This window comes from Kluyvera intermedia, assembly GCF_021440345.1.
Taxonomy (GTDB): Bacteria; Pseudomonadota; Gammaproteobacteria; order Enterobacterales; family Enterobacteriaceae; genus Kluyvera; species Kluyvera intermedia_A.
This window is the reverse complement of the sequence record NZ_JAKCNS010000060.1, coordinates 1-22,809: the sequence shown is the minus strand read 5'-3', so window position 1 is coordinate 22,809 and position 22,809 is coordinate 1. Positions and strand designations below refer to the sequence as shown.

19 protein-coding genes, 5 tRNA genes and 1 pseudogene are annotated in these 22,809 nt (G+C 54.2%); 22 read left to right on the top strand and 3 right to left on the bottom strand.

Going from position 1 to position 22,809, the window contains the following annotated elements; genetic code table 11:
• Positions 1-4 precede the first annotated feature (4 nt).
• Positions 5-286, bottom strand: coding sequence for a peptidylprolyl isomerase PpiC (gene ppiC, locus LZ634_RS16815; RefSeq protein WP_234507302.1), 282 nt, complete (start codon positions 284-286; stop codon positions 5-7).
• A 115-nt stretch (positions 287-401) separates the two neighbouring features.
• On the opposite strand from ppiC, the gene rep reads away from it, so the two are divergent.
• Complete coding sequence (gene rep, locus LZ634_RS16810; protein WP_234507299.1) at positions 402-2,426, top strand: DNA helicase Rep; 2,025 nt, start codon at positions 402-404, stop codon at positions 2,424-2,426.
• Positions 2,427-2,463: 37 nt separating this feature from the next.
• Here the strand turns inward: rep and gppA are convergent, their stop codons facing one another.
• Both gppA and rhlB read right to left on the bottom strand, forming a co-directional pair.
• Positions 2,464-3,948, bottom strand: coding sequence for a guanosine-5'-triphosphate,3'-diphosphate diphosphatase (gppA, locus tag LZ634_RS16805; protein ID WP_234507297.1), 1,485 nt, complete (start codon positions 3,946-3,948; stop codon positions 2,464-2,466).
• A gap of 7 nt (positions 3,949-3,955) precedes the next feature.
• Positions 3,956-5,221, bottom strand: coding sequence for an ATP-dependent RNA helicase RhlB (gene rhlB, locus LZ634_RS16800; RefSeq protein WP_052285528.1), 1,266 nt, complete (start codon positions 5,219-5,221; stop codon positions 3,956-3,958).
• Between the two features lie 268 nt (positions 5,222-5,489).
• On the opposite strand from rhlB, the gene trxA reads away from it, so the two are divergent.
• From trxA to LZ634_RS16695, 21 genes and pseudogenes are all read left to right on the top strand, one after another.
• Positions 5,490-5,819, top strand: a complete 330-nt coding sequence (gene trxA, locus LZ634_RS16795) for a thioredoxin TrxA (RefSeq protein ID WP_002883224.1) — start codon at positions 5,490-5,492, stop codon at positions 5,817-5,819.
• A 137-nt stretch (positions 5,820-5,956) separates the two neighbouring features.
• Positions 5,957-6,061: pseudogene (locus tag LZ634_RS16790) on the top strand (hypothetical protein); the annotation flags it as partial.
• 89 nt (positions 6,062-6,150) lie between these two features.
• A complete protein-coding gene (gene rho / locus LZ634_RS16785) occupies positions 6,151-7,410 on the top strand; it encodes a transcription termination factor Rho (protein WP_052285527.1) in 1,260 nt (419 codons plus the stop codon).
• Between the two features lie 240 nt (positions 7,411-7,650).
• Entirely contained in the window at positions 7,651-8,754 is a 1,104-nt protein-coding gene (gene wecA, locus LZ634_RS16780) for a UDP-N-acetylglucosamine--undecaprenyl-phosphate N-acetylglucosaminephosphotransferase (RefSeq protein ID WP_234507294.1), read from the top strand.
• Positions 8,755-8,767: 13 nt separating this feature from the next.
• Complete coding sequence (gene wzzE / locus LZ634_RS16775) at positions 8,768-9,814, top strand: ECA polysaccharide chain length modulation protein (RefSeq protein ID WP_234507292.1); 1,047 nt, start codon at positions 8,768-8,770, stop codon at positions 9,812-9,814.
• A gap of 60 nt (positions 9,815-9,874) precedes the next feature.
• Positions 9,875-11,005, top strand: a complete 1,131-nt coding sequence (wecB, locus tag LZ634_RS16770; protein WP_234507289.1) for a non-hydrolyzing UDP-N-acetylglucosamine 2-epimerase — start codon at positions 9,875-9,877, stop codon at positions 11,003-11,005.
• Positions 11,002-12,264: a UDP-N-acetyl-D-mannosamine dehydrogenase gene (gene wecC, locus LZ634_RS16765; protein ID WP_234507288.1), complete on the top strand. Its 1,263-nt coding sequence runs from the start codon at positions 11,002-11,004 to the stop codon at positions 12,262-12,264. Before wecB ends, wecC begins: the two co-directional genes overlap by 4 nt.
• Complete coding sequence (gene rffG / locus LZ634_RS16760; protein WP_234507286.1) at positions 12,261-13,328, top strand: dTDP-glucose 4,6-dehydratase; 1,068 nt, start codon at positions 12,261-12,263, stop codon at positions 13,326-13,328. The genes wecC and rffG overlap by 4 nt, the downstream gene beginning before the upstream one ends.
• A gap of 21 nt (positions 13,329-13,349) precedes the next feature.
• Positions 13,350-14,231, top strand: coding sequence for a glucose-1-phosphate thymidylyltransferase RfbA (gene rfbA / locus LZ634_RS16755; protein WP_234507285.1), 882 nt, complete (start codon positions 13,350-13,352; stop codon positions 14,229-14,231).
• Positions 14,209-14,883 (top strand): dTDP-4-amino-4,6-dideoxy-D-galactose acyltransferase, encoded by a 675-nt coding sequence (gene rffC / locus LZ634_RS16750; RefSeq protein ID WP_234507341.1) that lies wholly within the window; start codon positions 14,209-14,211, stop codon positions 14,881-14,883. Before rfbA ends, rffC begins: the two co-directional genes overlap by 23 nt.
• Before the next feature lie 4 nt (positions 14,884-14,887).
• Positions 14,888-16,018 (top strand): dTDP-4-amino-4,6-dideoxygalactose transaminase, encoded by a 1,131-nt coding sequence (gene rffA, locus LZ634_RS16745; RefSeq protein WP_234507283.1) that lies wholly within the window; start codon positions 14,888-14,890, stop codon positions 16,016-16,018.
• Position 16,019: 1 nt separating this feature from the next.
• The gene (gene wzxE, locus LZ634_RS16740) at positions 16,020-17,270 is read left to right on the top strand and encodes a lipid III flippase WzxE (protein ID WP_234507281.1); all 1,251 of its coding nucleotides are present in this window, start codon (positions 16,020-16,022) and stop codon (positions 17,268-17,270) included.
• A complete protein-coding gene (locus LZ634_RS16735) occupies positions 17,267-18,346 on the top strand; it encodes a TDP-N-acetylfucosamine:lipid II N-acetylfucosaminyltransferase (RefSeq protein WP_234507279.1) in 1,080 nt (359 codons plus the stop codon). The genes wzxE and LZ634_RS16735 overlap by 4 nt, the downstream gene beginning before the upstream one ends.
• Positions 18,343-19,701, top strand: a complete 1,359-nt coding sequence (gene wzyE / locus LZ634_RS16730) for an ECA oligosaccharide polymerase (RefSeq protein WP_234507277.1) — start codon at positions 18,343-18,345, stop codon at positions 19,699-19,701. Before LZ634_RS16735 ends, wzyE begins: the two co-directional genes overlap by 4 nt.
• On the top strand, positions 19,694-20,434 hold the full coding sequence (wecG, locus tag LZ634_RS16725) for a lipopolysaccharide N-acetylmannosaminouronosyltransferase (protein ID WP_234507275.1): 741 nt from the start codon (positions 19,694-19,696) through the stop codon (positions 20,432-20,434). Before wzyE ends, wecG begins: the two co-directional genes overlap by 8 nt.
• A gap of 229 nt (positions 20,435-20,663) precedes the next feature.
• Complete coding sequence (gene thrP, locus LZ634_RS16720; protein ID WP_234507273.1) at positions 20,664-22,049, top strand: bifunctional threonine/serine APC transporter ThrP; 1,386 nt, start codon at positions 20,664-20,666, stop codon at positions 22,047-22,049.
• A gap of 102 nt (positions 22,050-22,151) precedes the next feature.
• A tRNA-Arg gene (locus LZ634_RS16715) sits at positions 22,152-22,228 on the top strand.
• 58 nt (positions 22,229-22,286) lie between these two features.
• Positions 22,287-22,362, top strand: a tRNA-His gene (locus LZ634_RS16710).
• 24 nt (positions 22,363-22,386) lie between these two features.
• Positions 22,387-22,473 (top strand) — tRNA-Leu (locus LZ634_RS16705).
• 47 nt (positions 22,474-22,520) lie between these two features.
• Positions 22,521-22,597: transfer RNA gene (locus LZ634_RS16700), tRNA-Pro, on the top strand.
• A gap of 98 nt (positions 22,598-22,695) precedes the next feature.
• A tRNA-Pro gene (locus LZ634_RS16695) sits at positions 22,696-22,772 on the top strand.
• Positions 22,773-22,809 lie beyond the last annotated feature (37 nt).

Below are 22,809 nucleotides of genomic sequence, written 5' to 3'. Positions count from 1 at the left end.
CGGCTTATCGGCGATACAGTACTTTGATGATGTGGTAGCCATATTTGGTTTTCACCGGCCCATAGGGTTTTAGCAGCGGGCAGCTAAACACGGCGGCATCAAATGGCCCGACCATCACGCCCTGTTTGAATTCACCCAGATCGCCACCGTTACGGCCGGAAGGGCAACGAGAATAGCGTTTAGCCAGATGATCGAAACCGATCCCACGCTCCAGCTTGCTGAGGATCTCAAGGGCCAGTTTCTCTTCTTTTACCAGAATATGCAGGGCTGCTGCGCTCTTCACCATGGGCTCATTCTCTTCACAGGATTACTGCCCAACACTTTACCATTTGCCGGGTAAATCTCAGCCTGACTTTCTGCTACAATCCACACCCCCGTGTTTATAGATTGAGCAATACGTCATGCGTTTGAACCCCGGACAACAACAAGCCGTCGAATTCGTCACCGGACCCTGCCTGGTGCTGGCGGGTGCTGGATCCGGTAAGACCCGCGTTATCACCAATAAAATCGCGCACCTGATCCACCAGTGTGGCTATCAGGCACGACATATTGCAGCGGTAACGTTTACCAACAAGGCCGCGCGCGAGATGAAAGAGCGTGTGGCACAGACGCTGGGCCGCAAAGAGGCACGCGGGTTGATGATTTCGACCTTCCACACCCTGGGGCTGGATATCATCAAGCGTGAATATGCGGCGCTGGGGATGAAGTCGAACTTCTCTTTATTTGACGATACCGATCAGACCGCGCTGCTGAAAGATCTGACCGAAGGGCTTATTGAAGACGATAAAGTACTCTTCCAGCAGCTGATCTCGACGATCTCCAACTGGAAAAACGATCTGATGACGCCAGCGCAGGCGGCCGCCAGCGCGAAGGGCGAACGCGACAGGATTTTTGCCCACTGCTATGGTCTGTACGACGCGCACATGAAGGCCTGTAATGTGCTGGACTTCGACGATCTGATTTTGCTGCCGACGCTGCTGTTGCAGCGAAATGAAGAGGTGCGCGAGCGCTGGCAGAATAAAATCCGCTACCTGCTGGTGGATGAATATCAGGATACCAACACCAGCCAGTACGAGCTGGTTAAGCTGATAGTGGGCCAGCGCGCCCGCTTTACCGTGGTGGGTGATGACGATCAGTCTATCTACTCCTGGCGCGGTGCGCGCCCGCAAAACCTGGTGCTGTTAAGCAAAGATTTCCCCGCGCTGCAGGTGATTAAGCTCGAGCAGAACTATCGCTCTTCCGAACGCATCCTGAAGGCGGCGAACATTCTGATCGCCAATAACCCGCACGTGTTCGAAAAACGTCTGTTCTCCGAACTGGGCTATGGCAAGGAGCTCAAAGTCCTGAGCGCCAACAACGAAGAACACGAAGCAGAGCGCGTGACCGGCGAGCTTATCGCCCATCACTTCGTGAATAAGACGGAATATAAAGATTACGCGATTCTCTATCGCGGCAACCACCAGTCGCGGGTGTTTGAAAAATTCCTGATGCAGAACCGCATCCCGTACAAAATTTCCGGCGGTACCTCGTTCTTCTCGCGTCCAGAGATTAAAGACCTGCTGGCGTATCTGCGCGTGTTGAGCAATCCGGATGATGACAGCGCTTTCCTGCGCATCGTCAACACACCAAAACGTGAGATTGGCTCGGCGACGCTGCAAAAGCTCGGCGAGTGGGCGACGACTCGCAACAAGAGTCTGTTCACCGCCAGCTTTGATATGGGGCTGAATCAGACGCTGACCGGACGCGGCTATGAGTCGTTGACCCGCTTTACCCAGTGGTTGGGTGAAATCCAGCGTCTGGCCGAGCGCGAGCCGATTGCTGCGGTGCGCGATCTTATTCACGGTATCGACTACGAATCCTGGCTGTTTGAAACCTCGCCAAGCCCGAAAGCGGCTGAAATGCGGATGAAAAACGTCAACACGTTATTCGGCTGGATGACGGAAATGCTCGAAGGCAGCGAGCTGGAAGAGCCGATGACGCTCACGCAGGTTGTTACGCGATTTACGCTGCGCGACATGATGGAACGCGGTGAAAGCGAGGAAGACCTTGATCAGGTGCAGCTAATGACTCTCCATGCCTCGAAAGGGCTGGAGTTCCCGTACGTTTTCCTCGTGGGGATGGAAGAAGGACTGTTGCCGCATCAGAGCAGCATCGATGAAGATAACGTTGATGAAGAACGCCGTCTGGCCTACGTCGGGATCACCCGTGCGCAGAAAGAGCTTATCTTCACGCTGTGTAAAGAACGCCGACAGTACGGTGAACTGGTGCGCCCGGAGCCAAGCCGTTTCCTGCTGGAGCTACCGCAGGATGACCTGATTTGGGAACAGGAGCGAAAAGTGGTGAGCGCTGAAGAACGAATGCAGAAAGGGCAGAATCATTTGGCGAATCTGAAAGCGATGATGGCGGCGAAGAAAGCGAAATCATAGGCCGGATACGCTGATGCTGTCCGGCAATGATAGACAGCTAGCGCACTTCTAAAGGCCAGTGGACATAGCTTTGCCACTGGCTTTCTTGATCAATCGTCTCTTTACCCAGCGGATGCTGATCCAGCCAGCTTTTCGGCAGCGTAAGGGTCAGACTTTCTTCTTTGACCTGCAGCGTCATCTCCGGCACTAAATCATCACGGCGACGGCTGGCGAAGATAATGGCCAGGCGCAACAGACGGCAGAGATGCTCGGCCGCGCGTGGAGGTACGGCATTTTGCTGGTGGAGCGACGAAAGGTCGATAGGGTTCGTTTGGTTGAGCAACAAGGTGGCCAGCAGCTTCTTTTGCGCAGGGGTAAAGCCCGGCAAATCGAGATTACGCACCAGATAGGCGGCGTGCTGCGGGGCTTGTTTAAAATCAACGCTCAGGCCGATTTCGTGTAAAGCACAGGCGCTTAACAGCAGTTCACGGCTTAATGGCTCTAGATCCCAGCTACTTCCAACCTGATCGACAAAACTGGCGGCCAGCTGTGCGACGCGGTTCGCCTGCTCGGTATCAACCATAAACCGGCGCTGAATATTGCGCAGCGTGCGGCTGCGAATGTCTTCGTCCACCGCCAGATGCAGCATGCCGTAAACCAGGCCTTCGCGTAGTGCGCCGCCGGCCAGCGTCATGCACTGGATATCCAGCTCGGTGAAGATAGCGATAAGAATCGCCAGCCCGCTTGGGAAGACCAGCGCGCGTTCCAGCGTCAGTCCTTCAATTTCCAGCTCTTCCAGACGCCCGCATTGGATAGCGCGCTGTTTAAGTTGCTGAAGTTTAGCGAGGGTAATGCGTTCATCCATCCCCTGCGCCATCATGATTTCTTGTAACGCCTGGACGGTTCCGGAAGCGCCGACGCAGACCTTCCAGCCGTGCTGACGCAGTTCATCGGCAACCGGTTTGAGCACTTCACGCGCGGCCCGTTCGGCTTCGTCGAAATGTTCCTGAGCCAGGTTACGGTCGGTAAAGTAGCGTTCAAGCCAGGTGACGCAGCCCATCGACAGACTGAACAGTGAAGTCGTTTGTGCGCCGGTACCGGTCACTAATTCGGTGCTAGCACCGCCGATATCAACCACTAAACGGCGATCGTCGCCGCCGGTGGTGTGCGCGACGCCCTGATAAATCAGGCGTGCTTCTTCTTCGCCACGGATAACCTGCACCGGGCAGCCGAGAATTTCCTGGGCTTTGGCGATAAACACATCGGCATTAACGGCAAGACGAAGTGTTGCGGTCGCAACGATGCGAATTTGGGTCGGGGGAATATCTTGTAAACGTTCGGCGAACAGGCGCAGGCACTGCCATCCACGTTCCATGGCTTCCGTTGACAGCATGTTGTCACGGTTGAGTCCGCCTGCCAGACGCACTTTACGCTTAATGCGCGTAAGCGTCTGGATACTTCCCGCCACCTCGCGAACAAGCAGCATATGAAAACTATTGGAACCGAGATCGATAGCTGCGTAGAGCGAGGTGGAAGTGAGCATAACTTTTTTAACCTGAACGACGGCGATTACGTGGCGCACCAGAACGGCGCGGACCATTGCCCTGACGAACACGCGTCAGACGTAATGGTTTCGGCAGTTCAGTTAACAGCGCGTCCGGATTGTACTTACTGACCGGAATAGAGTGACCGGTGTAGGTTTCAATCGCTGGCAGATTCAGCGCGTACTCTTCACAGGCAAGGCTGATTGAGTGTCCGCTGGCACCTGCACGACCGGTACGGCCAATACGGTGAACGTAGTCTTCACAGTCATCCGGCAGATCGTAGTTAAAGACGTGGGTAACGGCTGGGATATGCAGGCCGCGTGCCGCAACATCGGTGGCAACCAGAATGTCGATATCACCGCTGGTGAAATCTTCCAGAATACGCAGGCGTTTTTTCTGCGCGACGTCGCCGGTCAGCAGACCTACGCGATGACCGTCTGCGGCCAGATGACCCCAGATATCTTCACAGCGATGTTTGGTGTTGGCGAAGATAATCGCGCGGTCCGGCCACTCTTCTTCCAGCAGCGTTTGCAGCAAACGCATCTTCTCTTCGTTGGAAGGGTAGAACAGCTCTTCTTTAATGCGGTGGCCCGTTTTCTGCTCTGGCTCGACTTCCACGTACTCGGCGTTGTTCATTTGTTCGAACGCCAGCTCGCGGACGCGGTAGGACAGTGTGGCAGAGAACAGCATATTCAGACGCTGGTTGGTCGGCGGCATGCGACGGAACAACCAGCGGATATCTTTAATAAAGCCCAGATCGTACATGCGATCGGCTTCGTCCAGCACCACCACCTGAATCGCGCCCAGGTTGATGTGGTTCTGTTTTGCATAATCAATAAGACGACCCGTGGTGCCGATCAGAATGTCGACGCCGCTTTCCAGCACTTTCAGCTGTTTGTCATAGCCGTCACCGCCATAAGCCAGACCCAGTTTCAGGCCAGTCGCCTGAGCCAGAGGCTCTGCGTCGGCGTGAATCTGCACTGCCAGCTCACGGGTTGGCGCCATAATTAAGGCGCGCGGTTGGTTCACCTGGCGGTCTGCACTCGCTGGGTGAGAAAGAAGATAATGAAACGTGGACGTCAGAAACGCCATCGTTTTCCCGGTACCGGTTTGCGCCTGTCCAGCCACATCACGTCCGGCAAGCGTTAGCGGCAAAGCCAGCGCCTGAATGGGCGTGCAATTATAAAACCCTTTGGTTTCAAGGGCTTCAACCACTTTAGGGTGCAGGGCGAAGTCGGAAAACTTCTGTTCTGTTAAATGTGTTTTGCTCATAGTGTGGTAGAATATCAGCTTACTATTGCATTAAGAAAGCGTATCCGGTGAAATAACGTCAACCTTTGTTGGCGAAGTTAACATCAACACCTTGTTGGTTAATGCTATACACGTCATTCTTCAAGCTGCTTCCGCGTTGGCTGCGTTCGTTCACCCGAATCACTTACTTGAGTAAGTTCATCGGGATTCGCTCACTTGCCGCCTTGATGCAACTTGAATGATTTTGTGTATACACCAACACACCAGGCTTATTCCTGTGGAGTTAAATATGAGCGATAAAATTATTCACCTGACTGACGACAGTTTTGACACGGACGTACTCAAAGCTGACGGGCTGACACTCGTCGATTTCTGGGCAGAGTGGTGTGGTCCGTGCAAAATGATCGCCCCGATTCTGGATGAAATCGCCGAGGAGTATCAGGGTAAACTGACCGTTGCTAAACTGAACATCGATCAGAACCCGGGCACAGCTCCTAAGTATGGCATCCGCGGTATCCCTACGCTGCTGCTGTTCAAAAACGGCGAAGTTGCAGCAACCAAAGTTGGCGCGCTGTCTAAAGGCCAACTGAAAGAGTTCCTCGACGCTAACCTGGCGTAAGAAATTCGGTTTGGGCGTCTGGTGTTCTTAAATTAAGCAGAACTCTGGACGCCCGGCTTCAGTCGTGCTAAGTTATTTTTGACTTCGTTTTAAACATACCTTGTTTGAATCTTGTTTTATCCAAACCTCTCGTTGCGATGTATGACGTCAGAGGTGAAAAAATTCCAGGTTTGTCACTCTTTCCGTCTTGTCGTTTCAGTTCTGCGTACTCTCCTGTGACCAGACAGCGAACAGACATGAGTGATGGCCGTAAACAGGCATGGATGACCCTGCCATACCATTCACAACATTAAGTTCGAGATTTCCCCCAAGTTTAAGAACTCACACCATTATGAATCTTACCGAATTAAAGAATACGCCGGTTTCTGAGCTGATTACTCTCGGCGAAAATATGGGTCTGGAAAACCAGGCACGTATGCGCAAGCAGGACATCATTTTTGCCATCCTGAAGCAGCACGCAAAGAGTGGCGAAGATATCTTTGGTGACGGTGTACTGGAGATATTGCAGGATGGATTTGGTTTCCTCCGCTCTGGAGACAGCTCCTACCTCGCCGGTCCCGATGATATCTACGTTTCCCCTAGCCAAATCCGCCGTTTCAATCTCCGCACTGGTGACACCATTTCGGGTAAGATCCGTCCGCCGAAAGAGGGTGAGCGTTACTTTGCGCTGTTGAAAGTTAACGAAGTTAACTACGACAAGCCGGAAAACTCGCGCAACAAGATCCTGTTTGAGAACTTAACCCCGCTACACGCAAACTCTCGTCTGCGTATGGAGCGTGGTAATGGTTCTACCGAAGATTTAACTGCTCGCGTCCTGGATCTGGCATCGCCGATTGGTCGCGGTCAGCGTGGTCTGATTGTGGCACCGCCGAAAGCCGGTAAAACCATGCTGCTGCAGAACATCGCACAGAGCATCGCGTATAACCACCCAGACTGCGTACTGATGGTTCTGCTGATTGACGAACGTCCGGAAGAAGTGACCGAGATGCAACGTCTGGTAAAAGGTGAAGTTATCGCTTCCACCTTTGACGAACCTGCATCCCGCCACGTTCAGGTCGCTGAAATGGTTATCGAGAAAGCGAAACGTCTGGTTGAACACAAGAAAGACGTTATCATTCTGCTCGACTCCATCACTCGTCTGGCTCGCGCCTACAACACCGTGGTACCGGCTTCCGGTAAAGTACTGACCGGTGGTGTCGACGCTAACGCCCTGCATCGTCCGAAGCGTTTCTTCGGTGCAGCACGTAACGTGGAAGAGGGCGGCAGCCTGACGATTATCGCCACCGCGTTGGTGGATACCGGCTCTAAAATGGATGAAGTTATCTACGAAGAGTTTAAAGGTACCGGCAACATGGAACTGCACCTCTCCCGTAAGATTGCTGAAAAACGCGTCTTCCCGGCTATCGATTACAACCGTTCCGGTACCCGTAAAGAAGAGCTGCTCACCACCCAGGAAGAGCTGCAGAAAATGTGGATCCTGCGCAAAATCATCCACCCAATGGGTGAGATTGATGCGATGGAATTCCTCATCAATAAACTGGCAATGACCAAAACTAACGACGATTTCTTCGATATGATGAAACGCTCGTAAAATCCGGTTTTTGCCGACGAACGCCACACTTTTGTGTGGCGTTTTTGTTTTTAGGAGTTTAGGTGATAGGGCTCAACATTTTTTTCACGGACAATTACGGTTTGCGGCTACAATAATAGTTAGTTTGTAAAATCGGTTATAAATCAGGCGAGTTTCCCCAATATTCATCAGGCTTCCTCTTCTGATGAGCTGCTATCGTGGGTATACTTTCGCTATTAATATTCGCAGCGAGTATAAATTGTGAGTTTACTGACCGTCGGTACTGACTTGATCAGTATTTTTTTATTCACCACCGTATTCCTTTTTTTCGCCCGTAAGGCGGCTAAAAAGGTCGGTTTGGTGGATAGACCTAATTACCGTAAACGTCACCAGGGGCTTATTCCGCTAGTGGGTGGCATCTCGGTCTACGCCGGGATCTGCTTCACTTTTGCGATCGCAGATTACTACATTCCTCACGCTTCCCTTTACCTTGGCTGCGCAGGTGCGCTTGTGCTTGTTGGGGCTCTTGACGACCGCTATGACGTTAGCGTCAAAATCCGTGCAACCATTCAGGCGCTGATTGGTATCGTGATGATGACGGCAGGTAATTTATATCTGCGTAGCCTGGGTTATATCTTCGGTTCGTGGGAACTGGTGCTGGGGCCGTTTGGCTTCTTCCTCACTCTGTTTGCCGTCTGGGCGATGATTAATGCCTTCAATATGGTCGATGGCATTGATGGCCTGCTCGGCGGTCTGTCGAGCGTGAGCTTTGGCGCGATTGGCCTGATCCTGTGGTTTGATGGGCAGACTAGCCTCGCTATGTGGTGCTTCGCGATGATTGCCGCCATTCTGCCGTATATTATGTTGAACCTTGGCGTACTGGGCCGTCGCTATAAAGTCTTCATGGGCGATGCGGGCAGCACGCTGATTGGCTTTACGGTTATCTGGATCCTGCTGGAAACCACCCAGGGGACGCATCATCCTATCAGCCCGGTCACGGCGCTGTGGATTGTCGCCATTCCATTGATGGATATGGTGGCTATCATGTATCGCCGTCTGCGTAAGGGCATGAGTCCGTTCTCAGCAGACCGTCAACATATTCATCATCTGATCATGCGCGCAGGCTTTACTTCTCGCCAGGCGCTGGTCCTGATTACCCTTGCCGCAGCGCTGCTGGCCGGAATCGGAGTCCTGGCCGAGTACACTCGCGTTGTGCCTGAGTGGGTCATGCTGCTACTGTTCTTCGTGGCCTTTGGCCTCTACGGCTACTGCATCAAGCGGGCCTGGAAAGTGGCGCGTTTCATTAAACGTATGAAGCGTAGAATGCGTCGAAACAGTGAAAACCATCCAAAATTAACCAAGTAAAACTGGGGTAGTAATGACACAACCATTACCGGAAGCACAGTTGGCGAGTGCTGAGAATGAACTGGATATTCGTGGCCTGTTTCGCGCGTTGTGGTCGGGGAAACACTGGATTATCGGCTTTGCGGTGCTATTTGCCGCCGTGGTGCTGATTTATACTTTTTTTGCCCGGCAAGAGTGGAGCACGACGGCTATCACTGACCGGCCTACCGTGAATATGCTCGGTGGTTACTATTCGCAGCAGCAGTTCCTGCGCAACCTCGATGTGAAGGTCAACCCCACCACTGCTACACCACCTTCGGTGATGGATGAGGTGTACAAAGAGTTCGTTATGCAGCTCGCCTCCTGGGATACCCGTCGTGATTTCTGGTCGCAGACGGACTATTACAAACAGCGAATGGTGGGTAATTCCCGCGCCGATGCAGCGCAGTTGGATGACCTGATTAACGATATTCAATTTATTCCTGGCGATGCGCAAAAGAGCGTGAGCGACAGCGTGAAGCTAAACGCGGAAACCGCGCAGGACGCCAATAACCTGTTGCGCCAGTACGTAGCGTTTGCCAGCCAGCGCGCTGCCGGGCATCTGAATGATGAGTTGAAAGGCGCATGGGCCGCACGCACGATTCAGATTAAAGCGCAGGTGAAACGTCAGGAGGAAGTCGCTCAGGCGATATTCAACCGCCGTATGCACAGCATTGAAGCGGCGCTGAAGATTGCTCAGCAGCACAACATTAATCGTAGCGTCACGGATATTCCGGCCGATGAGTTACCTGACTCTGAGCTCTCATTGTTGGGTCGCCCTATGCTGCAGGCCCGTCTGGAAAACCTGCAGGCCGTGGGACCGGCGTTCGACCTTGATTACGATCAGGGGCGAGCGATGCTGACGACTCTTAATGTTGGCCCGACGCTGGCTGCAAGTTTTCAGACATATCGGTATTTGCGGACACCAGAGGAACCGGTAAAACGCACGAGTCCACGCCGCGTATTTCTGATGGTTATGTGGGGAATTGTCGGCGCATTGGTGGGTGCTGGGGTGGCACTGGCGCGTCGTCGCACGCAGTAGTAAATACCCATCATTTGATGAAGGGCGATGGGCCTGTTTCATCTAAAGAAGAGAATCGATGTGAAAGTACTGACTGTATTTGGCACACGACCAGAGGCCATCAAAATGGCTCCTCTGGTTCATGCGCTAGCAAAGGATCCTCATTTTGAGGCGAAAGTATGCGTCACCGCGCAGCATAGGGAAATGCTAGATCAGGTGCTAAGCCTCTTCTCCATCGTTCCGGATTATGACCTCAATATCATGAGTCCAGGACAGGGTCTCACAGAAATAACCTGCCGGATTTTGCAGGGGTTAAAACCCGTTCTGGAATCTTTCAAACCGGACGTTGTGTTGGTGCATGGCGACACGACGACCACGACCGCAGCAAGTCTGGCGGCATTTTATCAGCGTATTCCTGTCGGGCATGTTGAAGCGGGTCTGCGTACCGGCGATCTCTACTCGCCGTGGCCGGAAGAAGCTAATCGCACGCTGACCGGCCATTTGGCTATGTACCACTTCGCGCCGACGGAAAACTCGCGGCAGAATCTGCTGCGGGAAAATTTGTCGGATAAGCGTATTTTCGTCACCGGTAACACGGTGATTGACGCCCTGTTCTGGGTACGTGACCGGGTGATGAATGACGAAGCGCTACGCGCTGATTTGTCCGCGCGCTATCCGTTCCTGAGCAACGGTAAAAAGATGATCCTGGTGACGGGGCACCGTCGTGAGAGTTTCGGCCAGGGCTTCGAAAAAATTTGTCACGCGCTGGCGGAAATCGCCGCGACCAACCCGGATGTGCAGATTGTCTATCCGGTGCACCTGAATCCAAACGTTAGCGAGCCTGTTAACCGTATTCTGGGTCATATCGATAACGTGATACTTATCGACCCGCAGGACTACCTGCCATTCGTCTGGTTGATGAACCATGCCTGGCTTATCCTGACCGACTCTGGCGGCATTCAGGAAGAGGCCCCTTCGCTGGGTAAACCGGTGCTGGTGATGCGTGAAACCACGGAACGCCCGGAAGCTATCGACGCGGGTACGGTTCGCCTGGTCGGGACGGACAGCCAACGCATTGTGGATGAAGTTACGCGTCTGCTGCGCGATGAAGATGAATATCAAAGGATGAGCCGGGCGCATAACCCTTATGGGGATGGCCGGGCATGCGAACGTATTTTATTAGCATTAAAAAATAATCAGGTAACGTTATGAGTTTCTCAACCCTCTCGGTGATCGGTCTAGGCTATATCGGCCTTCCTACGGCAGCTGCTTTTGCCTCACGGCAAAAGAAGGTGGTGGGTGTCGACATTAATCAACACGCGGTGGATACCATTAACCGCGGTGAAATTCATATTGTTGAGCCCGATCTCGACAGGGTTGTGAAAACGGCGGTTGCCGCCGGATACCTGCGTGCAACCACCACGCCAGAAGCGGCAGACGCTTACCTGATTGCCGTGCCGACGCCATTTAAAGGCGACCATGAGCCCGATATGGTTTACGTGGAAGCAGCAGCGCGTTCTATCGCGCCGGTGCTGAAAAAAGGGACTCTGGTGATCCTCGAGTCTACGTCTCCCGTCGGCGCAACCGAGCAGATGGCCGGCTGGCTTGCACAGATGCGCCCGGACCTGACTTTCCCACAGCAGGTGGGTGAGCAGGCAGACATCAACATCGCCTACTGCCCGGAGCGCGTGCTGCCGGGGCAAGTGATGGTTGAATTGATTAAGAACGACCGGGTGATTGGTGGTATGACGCCGGTGTGCTCCGCGCGCGCCAGCGAACTGTACAAAATCTTCCTGGAAGGTGAATGCGTGGTGACTAACGCGCGTACCGCCGAAATGTGCAAGCTGACCGAAAACAGCTTCCGTGACGTGAACATCGCCTTTGCCAATGAGCTGTCGCTCATCTGTGCCGATCAGGGGATTAACGTCTGGGAACTGATTCGTCTGGCAAATCGCCATCCACGCGTCAACATTTTGCAGCCGGGGCCAGGCGTGGGTGGTCACTGTATCGCCGTCGACCCATGGTTTATCGTGGCGCAAAACCCGGAGCAGGCGCGTCTTATTCGCACCGCGCGGGAAGTGAACGACCATAAACCATTCTGGGTTATCGACAAGGTGAAGGCCCACGTTGCCGACTGTCTGGCGGCCAGCAACAAGCGCGCCAGCGAGTTGAAAATTGCCTGCTTTGGCCTGGCATTTAAACCGAATATTGACGATCTGCGTGAAAGCCCGGCCATGGAGATCGCTGAACTGATTGCCCAGTGGCACAGCGGTGAAACGCTGGTGGTGGAACCGAATATTCATCAGTTGCCAAAAAAACTCGACGGGCTGTGCTCGCTGGTTTCGGTAGAAACTGCGCTGGCTAGCGCCGATGTGATTGTCATGCTGGTCGATCATATCCAGTTTAAAGCTATTCGCGGCGAGACTGTCGCTCAACAATATGTGGTAGATACTAAAGGAGTCTGGCGTTGAAACGTATCCTGGTGACCGGCGGCGCGGGCTTTATTGGCTCAGCGGTAGTGCGCCATATTATCAACCACACGCCGGACTGCGTGGTGGTGGTCGACAAACTCACCTATGCTGGCAACCTGACTTCGCTGGCACCGGTCGCGCATGATGAGCGCTTTGCCTTTGAACAGGTCGATATCTGCGATCGCAGCGAGTTAAATCGCGTCTTTGCGCAGTATCGTCCGGATGTGGTGATGCACCTGGCGGCAGAAAGCCACGTCGATCGTTCGATCGACGGCCCGGCGGCATTTATTGAAACCAATATCGTTGGCACCTACACGCTGCTGGAGGCCGCTCGCGCTTACTGGTCTGCGCTTGAAGAGGGTGCTAAAGCGGCGTTTCGCTTCCATCATATTTCCACTGATGAAGTGTATGGCGATCTGCATTCAGTGGATGATTTCTTTACCGAAACCACACCGTATGCGCCAAGCAGCCCTTACTCCGCATCGAAAGCCAGCAGCGATCATCTGGTGCGCGCCTGGCTGCGCACCTACGGGCTGCCGACGCTGATTACCAACTGTTCGAATAACTACGGCCCCTATCACTTCCCGGAAAAACTGATCCCGCTGACCATTCTCAACGCGCTGGCGGGTAAACCGCTGCCGGTATACGGCAACGGGCAGCAGATCCGTGACTGGCTGTACGTTGACGATCACGCCCGGGCTTTGTATCGGGTGGCAACTGAAGGGGCAGTTGGCGAGACCTACAATATCGGTGGCCACAACGAACGTAAAAATCTCGACGTCGTCGAGACAATTTGTTCTCTGCTGGAAGAACTGGTGCCGCAGAAGCCGCAGGGCATTGCGCGTTATCATGATCTGATCACCTTTGTTGCCGACCGTCCCGGTCACGACCTGCGTTACGCGATTGATGCGGCAAAAATTGCCCGTGAGCTGGGCTGGACGCCGGAAGAGACCTTTGAAAGTGGAATGCGCAAAACGGTGCAGTGGTACCTTGCCAATGAAAGCTGGTGGAAGCAGGTGCAGGATGGCAGCTATCAGGGCGAACGCCTGGGTCTGAAGGGCTAAACTCCCGGAGGAGGAAAAGCAATGAAAGGCATTATTCTGGCTGGTGGGTCGGGCTCACGCCTGCACCCAATCACCCGCGGTGTGTCGAAACAGCTGCTGCCTATTTATGACAAACCGATGATTTACTATCCGCTGTCGGTGCTGATGCTGGCGGGTATTCGTGACATTTTGATTATCACTACCCCGGAAGATAAAAGCAGCTTCCAGCGTCTGCTGGGCGACGGCAGTGAATTTGGTATCTCGTTGCAGTATGCCGAACAGCCAAGCCCTGACGGCCTGGCGCAGGCGTTTATCATCGGTGAAACGTTCCTGAACGGCGAACCGTCCTGCCTGGTGTTGGGCGATAATGTCTTCTTTGGCCAGGGCTTTAGCCCGAAACTGCGTCACGTGGCGTCCCGAACCGAAGGGGCCACAGTGTTTGGCTATCAGGTGATGGACCCGGAACGTTTCGGCGTGGTCGAGTTTGACGATAACTTCCATGCGCTGTCGCTGGAAGAGAAGCCAAAACAGCCGAAATCCAACTGGGCGGTAACCGGCCTTTATTTCTATGACGGCGACGTTGTGGAGTATGCCAAGCGCGTGAAGCCGTCGGAACGCGGTGAGCTGGAGATTACCTCCCTCAACCAGATGTATCTCGACGATGGCAAGCTGACCGTTGAACTGCTGGGGCGCGGCTTTGCCTGGCTGGATACCGGCACGCACGACAGCCTGATTGAGGCGAGTATGTTTGTGCAGACGGTGGAAAAACGGCAGGGCTTTAAAATTGCCTGTCTGGAAGAAATTGCCTGGCGCAACGGCTGGCTGGACGACGATGGCGTGAAACGCGCCGCGGCGCGGCTGTCGAAAACGGGCTATGGCCAATACCTGCTGGAGCTTCTTCGTGCCCGTCCGCGCCAATATTGAATCCCTGACGTGGGAAAATCAGTTTTTCAACGTCAATAGCGCGATTGTCCGCCTTGCCGATGACGCCCCGCCGCTGACCACCGAACGGTTGGCGGGCTGGTCGCGGGTGCAGGTGAAAATCGCCGGGCATCAAACGGCAGAGCTTGATGCTCTTCAGCAGCTGGGCTTTCAGCTGGTTGAAGGGGAGATCGATCTCGCGCTACCAGTTACGTCCACAGCCAGCACCCAAGCTCAAGTGGCGGTCGAGTCAGATATTCCAGCGCTGCGGCAACTGGCGGCCCAGGCATTTGCCTTAAGCCGCTTTCGTGCGCCGTGGTATGCCCCTGATGCCAGCGGCCGTTTTTATGCACAATGGATAGAGAACGCAGTCAAAGGCACCTTTGATAATCAGTGCCTGATTTTTCGCGATGATAGCCTGGCTATTCGCGCCTTTGTTTCCCTACGAGAATTGAACGCCCACGAAGCGCGTATTGGCCTGCTGGCCGGGCGCGGCGCGGGCGCAGAACTGATGCAGGCGGCGGTGCGCTGGGCGCATACCCGCGGCCTTTCGACGCTACGGGTGGCGACGCAAGCCGGCAATACCGCAGCACTTCAACGCTATATTCACAGCGGGGCTAACGTTGTCAGCACCGCTTACTGGCTATACAGGTGACATCATGATCCCATTTAATGCCCCACCGGTCGTGGGTACCGAACTCGATTACATGCAATCCGCGATGGGTAGCGGCAAACTGTGCGGCGATGGCGGTTTTACCCGTCGCTGCCAACAGTGGATGGAACAACGTTTCGGCAGCGCCAAAGTCCTGCTGACGCCGTCCTGCACTGCTTCTCTGGAGATGGCTGCTATTCTGCTGGATATCCAGCCGGGCGATGAAGTGATCATGCCGAGCTATACCTTCGTTTCGACCGCCAATGCCTTTGTGCTGCGCGGTGCGAAGATTGTGTTTGTCGATGTCCACAAAGAGACGATGAATATCGATGAGACGCAGATTGAAGCGGCCATCACCGATAAAACCCGCGCGATTGTGCCAGTTCATTACGCGGGCGTGGCCTGTGAGATGGATACCATCATGGCGCTGGCGAAGAAATATAACCTGTTCGTGGTGGAAGATGCCGCGCAGGGCGTGATGTCGACCTACAAAGGCCGTGCGCTGGGCTCGATTGGCCATATTGGCTGTTTTAGCTTCCACGAAACCAAAAACTACACCGCTGGCGGTGAAGGCGGCGCGACGCTGATTAACGATCGTGCGCTGGTTGAGCGGGCGGAAATTATCCGCGAGAAAGGTACCAACCGCAGTCAGTTTTTCCGTGGGCTGGTGGATAAATACACCTGGCGCGATATTGGTTCCAGCTACCTGATGTCCGATCTGCAGGCGGCCTATTTGTGGGCGCAGCTGGAAGCGGCCGAACGTATCAATAAACAGCGCTTGTCTCTGTGGCAGAGCTACTATGACGCCTTCTTGCCGCTGGCAACTGCTGGCCGCATTGACCTGCCGGTGATCCCGGAAGGCTGTGGGCACAACGCGCACATGTTTTACATTAAGCTGCGCGATGTTGAAGACCGTAGCGCGCTAATTAGCTGGCTGAAAGAAGCCGAAATTCTGGCGGTGTTCCACTATATCCCGCTGCATTCTTGCCCGGCGGGCGAGAAGTTTGGCGAGTTTCGCGGCGAAGATCGTCACACTACGAAAGAAAGTGAGCGTTTACTTCGATTGCCGCTATTCTACAATCTGTCGCCGGTTGATCAGCGTACGGTTATCAATACGCTGCTGAGCTACTTCGCCTGATATGTCACTGGCTAAAGCTTCAGTGTGGACCGCCGCGTCCACGCTGGTAAAAATTGGCGTTGGGCTGTTGGTGGTTAAGCTGCTGGCGGTCTCGTTTGGCCCTTCTGGCGTTGGTCAGGCGGGGAACTTCCGCCAACTGGTGACGGTACTTGGCGTGCTGGCTGGGGCCGGTATCTTTAACGGCGTGACCAAACTGGTTGCTCAGCATCACGACGACCCAATGCACTTGCGTCAGGTGGTGGGAACGTCCTCGGCGATGGTGCTGGGGTTTTCAACGCTGCTGGCGGTGATTTTCCTGCTGGCGGCAGCCCCGATAAGCCAGGGGCTATTTGGTCATACTGATTACCAGGGGCTGGTGCGTTTGGTCGCGCTGGTTCAGATGGGGATCGCCTGGGCGAACCTGCTGCTGGCGCTGATGAAAGGCTTCCGCGATGCGGCCGGGAATGCGCTGTCGCTGATTGCAGGTAGCCTGATCGGCGTGGTGGCCTATTACGCCTGTTATCGGCTGGGTGGCTACGAAGGTGCGCTGCTCGGACTGGCGCTGGTTCCGGCGCTGATTGTTATTCCCGCTGCGGTGATGCTTTCCCGACGTGGGATTATCCCATGGGAATACCTGAAACCGCGCTGGGATGCGGCGCTGGCGAGCCAGCTTGGCAAGTTCACTCTGATGGCGCTTATCACCTCTGTCACCATGCCGGTGGCTTACGTGATGATGCGAAATCTGATGGCCGCACACTACAGTTGGGATGAGGTGGGGATTTGGCAGGGCGTGAGCAGTATTTCCGACGCCTACCTGCAGTTTATCACCGCCTCGTTTAGCGTCTATTTGCTGCCAACGCTGTCGCGGCTGACCGCGAAGCAGGATGTTTCCCGTGAGATTGGTCGTTCGCTGAAGTTTGTATTGCCGGCAGTGGCGGCTGCCAGTCTGACGGTTTGGCTGCTGCGCGACTTTGCTATCTGGCTGTTGTTCTCGGCGAAATTTACCGCCATGCGCGACCTGTTTGCATGGCAGTTGGTGGGCGATGTACTGAAAGTAGGCGCTTACGTTTTTGGTTATTTAGTGATTGCCAGGGCGTCGCTGCGTTTTTATATTCTGGCCGAATTGAGCCAGTTTGCGTTGCTGGCGGCGTTTTCTCACTGGCTGATCCCCGCACACGGTGCGCTGGGGGCAGCGCAGGCCTACATGGCAACCTATATTGTTTATTTCACGCTGTGCTGCGGCGTATTTTTCATTTGGCGTAAACGGCAATGACCGAACTGATACACATCCTGGGGTCGGATATCCCTCATCATAACCAGACGGTGCTGCGGTTTTTTGCCGATGAGCTTGCCGTAGAGCATGCGCACGCTCGTCAGTTTATGGTGGTGAGCAAAGAAGAGGGCCTGTCGGCGGCGTTTCCCTCGCTGGCGATTGACTGCTATACCGATAAATCAGCGCTGGCGAAAGCCGTCATCGCGAAAGCCAAAGCAAATCGCCAGCAGCGGTTCTTCTTCCACGGTCAATTTAATACCGGGATTTGGCTGGCTCTGCTCAGCGGCGGCCTGAAGCCATCGCAGGTCAACTGGCATATCTGGGGCGCGGATTTGTATGAAGTTTCCCGCGGCCTGAAGTTTCGCCTGTTCTACCCGTTGCGGCGTATGGCGCAGGGACGGGTTGGGCGGGTGTTCGCCACCCGTGGCGATCTCAATTATTTTGCCGCCCTGCATCGTCAGGTCCCGGGCGAGCTGCTCTATTTCCCAACGCGAATGGATCCGACCCTGAACGGGTTAGCCGATACCACGCCGCGCGACGGCAAACTGACCATTCTGGTGGGCAACTCTGGCGACCGCAGTAACCAACACGTTGCCGCGCTGAAGGCGGTACATCAGCAGTTCGGCGACACGGTGAATGTGATTGTCCCGATGGGCTACCCCGCGAACAATGACGGCTATATTGCTGAAGTCAGCGGCGCCGCCCAAGCACTGTTTAGCGATGACAATGTGCAGATTCTGCGCGAAAAACTCGAGTTTGATGACTATCTCGCGCTATTACGCCGTTGTGATTTGGGCTACTTTATTTTTGCCCGCCAGCAGGGGATTGGCACGCTTTGTTTGTTGATTCAGGCGGGGATCCCCTGTGTGCTGAATCGGCAGAACCCGTTTTGGCAGGACATGGCCGAGCAGCACATACCGGTCCTGTTTACCGATGATGAGCTGACCGTGCCGGTGGTGCGTGAAGCGCAGCGGCAGCTGGCGCTGGTCGATAAAAACGACATCGCCTTTTTCAAACCTAACTATCTGGCGCTGTGGTCTCGGGCGCTGAAACTGGCGGCAGGAGAGGCGGTATGAGCGAAATGCAATTTACCGGGCTGTTTGCCGTCTGGCTGTTGTCGACGCTGTTTATCGGTACATTGACGTGGTTTGAATTCCGCCGCGTGCGCTTTAACTTCAACGTCTTCTTCTCGCTGCTGTTTTTGCTGACCTTTTTCTTCGGTTTCCCGCTGACCTGTACGCTGGTGTTCCGTTTTGGTGTCGGTGTGTCGCCGCCGGATGTGCTGCTGCAAACGCTGCTGATTTCGGTCTGCTTCTACGCGGTGTACTACGTCACCTACAAAACCCGGTTACGCTCGGCAACCGCCAGCGCACCGCGCCGCCCGTTGTTCACCATGAACCGGGTCGAGACGCACATTACCTGGATCCTGTTGATGGGGCTGGCGCTGTTTACCGTTGGCACGTTCTTCCTGCATAACGGATTCCTGCTGTTTAAGCTGCATTCGTATAGCCAGATTTTCTCCAGCGAAGTGTCCGGAGTCGCACTCAAACGCTTCTTCTACTTCTTTATTCCGGCGATGCTGGTGGTCTATTTCCTGAAGCCCAGCTGGAAGGCGTGGATAGGTTTTCTGATCGCTACCGTCGCGTTTGGTCTGCTGACCTACGCTATCGTTGGTGGTACGCGTGCAAATATCATCATTGCCTTCGCTATCTTCCTGTTTATCGGAATTATTCGCGGCTGGATTTCGCTGTGGATGCTGGCGGCCGCGGGCGTGATGGGAATTGTCGGCATGTTCTGGCTGGCGCTTAAGCGTTATGGCATGGATGTGAGCGGTGATGAAGCGTTTTACACCTTCCTCTATCTGACGCGCGATACTTTCTCGCCGTGGGAAAACCTGGCGCTGCTGCTGCAACACTACGACAAGATAGAGTTCCAGGGGCTGGCGCCGATGGTGCGCGACTTCTACGTCTTTATCCCCAGCTGGCTGTGGCCGTCCCGGCCTGGCATTGTGCTGAATACGGCCAACTACTTTACCTGGGAAGTTTTGAATAACCATTCCGGGCTGGCTATCTCCCCAACGCTGATCGGTTCGCTGGTGGTCATGGGCGGTATGTGGTTTGTGCCGTTGGGTGCGGTGGCGGTAGGGTTGATTATCAAATGGTTCGACTGGCTGTATATGCTGGGCAACCAGGAGCCCAATCGCTATAAATCAGCGATTCTGCATAGTTTCTGTTTCGGTGCGATCTTCAATATGATCGTGCTGGCTCGTGAAGGGCTGGATTCCTTTGGCTCCCGCGTGGTCTTCTTTATGGTTATTTTTGGGGTCTGCTTGCTGGTGGCAAAACTGTTGTACTGGTTGTTTGAAAGTGCGGGGCTGATACATCAGCGGCTAAAACGCCCTTCGCACGCAGGAGAGGGACAAAATGGCTGATTCACTGACCGTGCCAACCTACACGTTGCGCGGCCTGAAGCTGATTGGCTGGCGCAATATGCAGCACGCGCTGGACTATCTGTACGCGGACGGCAATTTGAAGCAGGGGACGCTGGTGGCGATTAACGCCGAGAAGATGCTGACGCTGGAAGATAATGCCGAGGTAAGAACGCTGATTAACGCGGCGGAGTATAAATACGCCGACGGTATTAGCGTGGTACGTTCCGTTCGCAAGAAATACCCGGATGCCAACGTTTCACGCGTGGCGGGGGCTGACCTGTGGGAAGCGCTGATGGCGCGGGCGGGAGCGGAAGGCACGCCGGTATTCCTGATTGGCGGCAAGCCAGAAGTGTTGGCCGAGACGGCCGCGAAACTGCGTCAGCAGTGGAACGTGAATCTGGTCGGCATGCAGGACGGCTATTTTACGCATGATGAGCGGCCAGCGCTGTTCGAACGCATTCGCGATAGCGGGGCGAAAATTGTTACCGTTGCGATGGGCTCGCCGAAGCAGGAGATCCTGATGCGCGACTGCCGACAGGTGCATCCTGACGCGCTGTATATGGGCGTAGGTGGCACCTATGATGTCTTCACGGGTCACGTTAAGCGTGCGCCGAAAGTGTGGCAGAACATGGGTCTGGAGTGGTTGTACCGTCTGCTGTCTCAGCCAAGCCGCATTAAACGTCAGCTGCGCCTGCTGCGCTATTTACGCTGGCACTACACCAATAATCTCTGAATATCCTGCGTATTAGCCTGAACGTATCGCGCATATCCTGCGTGATACGTTCACATCTTCGACACTTTATTCCTCATTTCTATTTGCCATTTTTTCGAAATTGTTAAACCATTCGCATGCCCTGATGACGTATCCGTATTTTTACGCATGCGTCCACATCCGACAGACATCTACTTTTTACTATAAAAAAACCGGCAATGACCGGGCATACGCAAACACAAGAGGATTTATGGCAGAGAAAAAACCGGAGCTCCAGCGCGGTCTGGAAGCCCGACACATCGAATTAATTGCCCTTGGAGGCACCATCGGCGTCGGCCTGTTTATGGGCTCGGCAAGTACCCTGAAGTGGGCTGGCCCCTCGGTTCTGCTGGCCTATATTCTGGCGGGGATTTTTGTCTTCTTCATTATGCGCTCGATGGGGGAAATGTTATTCATCGAACCGGTGACCGGTTCGTTTGCCGTCTATGCACACCGCTATATGAGCCCGTTCTTCGGCTATCTCACCGCCTGGTCGTACTGGTTTATGTGGATGGCGGTAGGCATCTCGGAAATCACCGCCATCGGGGTTTACGTCCAGTTCTGGTTCCCGGACATGGCGCAGTGGATACCGGCGTTGATTGCCGTGGGGCTGGTCGCGCTAGCAAACCTGGCCGCGGTGCGCCTGTACGGTGAAATCGAATTCTGGTTCGCCATGATTAAAGTCACCACCATCATCGTGATGATTGTCATTGGTCTTGGGGTCATCTTCTTCGGCTTCGGCAACGGCGGCACCTCGATTGGTTTTAGCAATCTGACTGAGCATGGCGGTTTCTTTGCCGGCGGCTGGAAGGGCTTCCTGACGGCGCTGTGTATTGTGGTAGCGTCTTACCAGGGCGTAGAGCTTATCGGTATGACCGCAGGTGAAGCGAAAAATCCACAGGTCACTTTGCGTAGTGCAGTTGGCAAAGTGCTGTGGCGCATCCTGATTTTCTATGTGGGCGCGATTTTTGTGATTGTCACTATTTTCCCGTGGAATGAAATTGGCACTAACGGCAGCCCGTTCGTACTGACCTTCGCCAAAATTGGGATTACCGCTGCGGCAGGGATTATTAACTTCGTAGTGCTGACGGCGGCGCTTTCCGGCTGTAACAGCGGCATGTATAGCTGCGGGCGTATGCTCTACGCGTTGGCGAAAAACCGTCAGCTCCCGGCGGCGATGGCGAAAGTGACGAAAAGTGGCGTACCGGCGGCGGGTGTAAGCGTATCGATTGTTATCCTGCTGATTGGCTCATGTCTGAACTACATCATTCCAAACCCACAGCGTGTGTTTGTTTATGTCTATAGCGCCAGCGTATTACCGGGGATGGTGCCGTGGTTTGTTATCCTGATTAGCCAACTGCGTTTTCGTCGTACCCACAAAGAAGCGATTGCCAGCCACCCGTTCCGCTCCATTTTGTTCCCATGGTCTAACTATGTCACCATGGCGTTCCTGGTTTGTGTGCTAGTGGGGATGGGATTCAATGAAGATACCCGTATGTCGCTGTTTGTCGGTGCGCTCTTTTTAGCCATTGTGACGTTGGTTTATAAGGTATTTGGCATGAGCCAGAAACCGGAAGTGCAGAAAGTGCAGAAATAAGCGACAAAACGCGCAAAGCATGAGCAAACGATAATTTTCTTTAAAAAGGCACTAGACAGCGGGGGAGGAAGTCCGTAATATCCGACCCCGCAACGGCGCTAAGCGCCCGTAGCTCAGCTGGATAGAGCGCTGCCCTCCGGAGGCAGAGGTCTCAGGTTCGAATCCTGTCGGGCGCACCATTTACCCGGTGCTGGAGCTGCGGTGGTTTTGATAACCGCGTAGGAAAGATTTGCAGTGGTGGCTATAGCTCAGTTGGTAGAGCCCTGGATTGTGATTCCAGTTGTCGTGGGTTCGAATCCCATTAGCCACCCCATTATTTGATTAGAGTTGTGAACATGCGATGGTGGCGGAATTGGTAGACGCGCTAGCTTCAGGTGTTAGTGTTCTTACGGACGTGAGGGTTCAAGTCCCTCCCTTCGCACCACGACTTTAACGAATTGAACGAAGAGTTCAAAGCAGTAAGCAAAATTTCGGCGAGTAGCGCAGCTTGGTAGCGCAACTGGTTTGGGACCAGTGGGTCGGAGGTTCGAATCCTCTCTCGCCGACCAATTTTGAATCCTGCTAAGGCAGGGTTTTTTGTTTACGGAGATTCCGTTTACAAAAAAACGAATTGAACTAAAAATTCAAAAAGCAGTATGCAGTATTTCGGCGAGTAGCGCAGCTTGGTAGCGCAACTGGTTTGGGACCAGTGGGTCGGAGGTTCGAATCCTCTCTCGCCGACCAATTTTGAACCCCGCTTCGGCGGGGTTTTTTGTTTTCT

Coding starts and splice junctions, on each gene's coding strand:
- ppiC (WP_234507302.1), bottom strand. CDS start 286: ATGGTGAAGAGCGCAGCAGCCCTGCATATTCTGGTAAAAGAAGAGAAA.
- rep (WP_234507299.1), top strand. CDS start 402: ATGCGTTTGAACCCCGGACAACAACAAGCCGTCGAATTCGTCACCGGA.
- gppA (WP_234507297.1), bottom strand. CDS start 3,948: ATGCTCACTTCCACCTCGCTCTACGCAGCTATCGATCTCGGTTCCAAT.
- rhlB (WP_052285528.1), bottom strand. CDS start 5,221: ATGAGCAAAACACATTTAACAGAACAGAAGTTTTCCGACTTCGCCCTG.
- trxA (WP_002883224.1), top strand. CDS start 5,490: ATGAGCGATAAAATTATTCACCTGACTGACGACAGTTTTGACACGGAC.
- rho (WP_052285527.1), top strand. CDS start 6,151: ATGAATCTTACCGAATTAAAGAATACGCCGGTTTCTGAGCTGATTACT.
- wzzE (WP_234507292.1), top strand. CDS start 8,768: ATGACACAACCATTACCGGAAGCACAGTTGGCGAGTGCTGAGAATGAA.
- wecC (WP_234507288.1), top strand. CDS start 11,002: ATGAGTTTCTCAACCCTCTCGGTGATCGGTCTAGGCTATATCGGCCTT.
- rfbA (WP_234507285.1), top strand. CDS start 13,350: ATGAAAGGCATTATTCTGGCTGGTGGGTCGGGCTCACGCCTGCACCCA.
- rffA (WP_234507283.1), top strand. CDS start 14,888: ATGATCCCATTTAATGCCCCACCGGTCGTGGGTACCGAACTCGATTAC.
- wzxE (WP_234507281.1), top strand. CDS start 16,020: ATGTCACTGGCTAAAGCTTCAGTGTGGACCGCCGCGTCCACGCTGGTA.
- LZ634_RS16735 (WP_234507279.1), top strand. CDS start 17,267: ATGACCGAACTGATACACATCCTGGGGTCGGATATCCCTCATCATAAC.
- wzyE (WP_234507277.1), top strand. CDS start 18,343: ATGAGCGAAATGCAATTTACCGGGCTGTTTGCCGTCTGGCTGTTGTCG.
- wecG (WP_234507275.1), top strand. CDS start 19,694: ATGGCTGATTCACTGACCGTGCCAACCTACACGTTGCGCGGCCTGAAG.
- thrP (WP_234507273.1), top strand. CDS start 20,664: ATGGCAGAGAAAAAACCGGAGCTCCAGCGCGGTCTGGAAGCCCGACAC.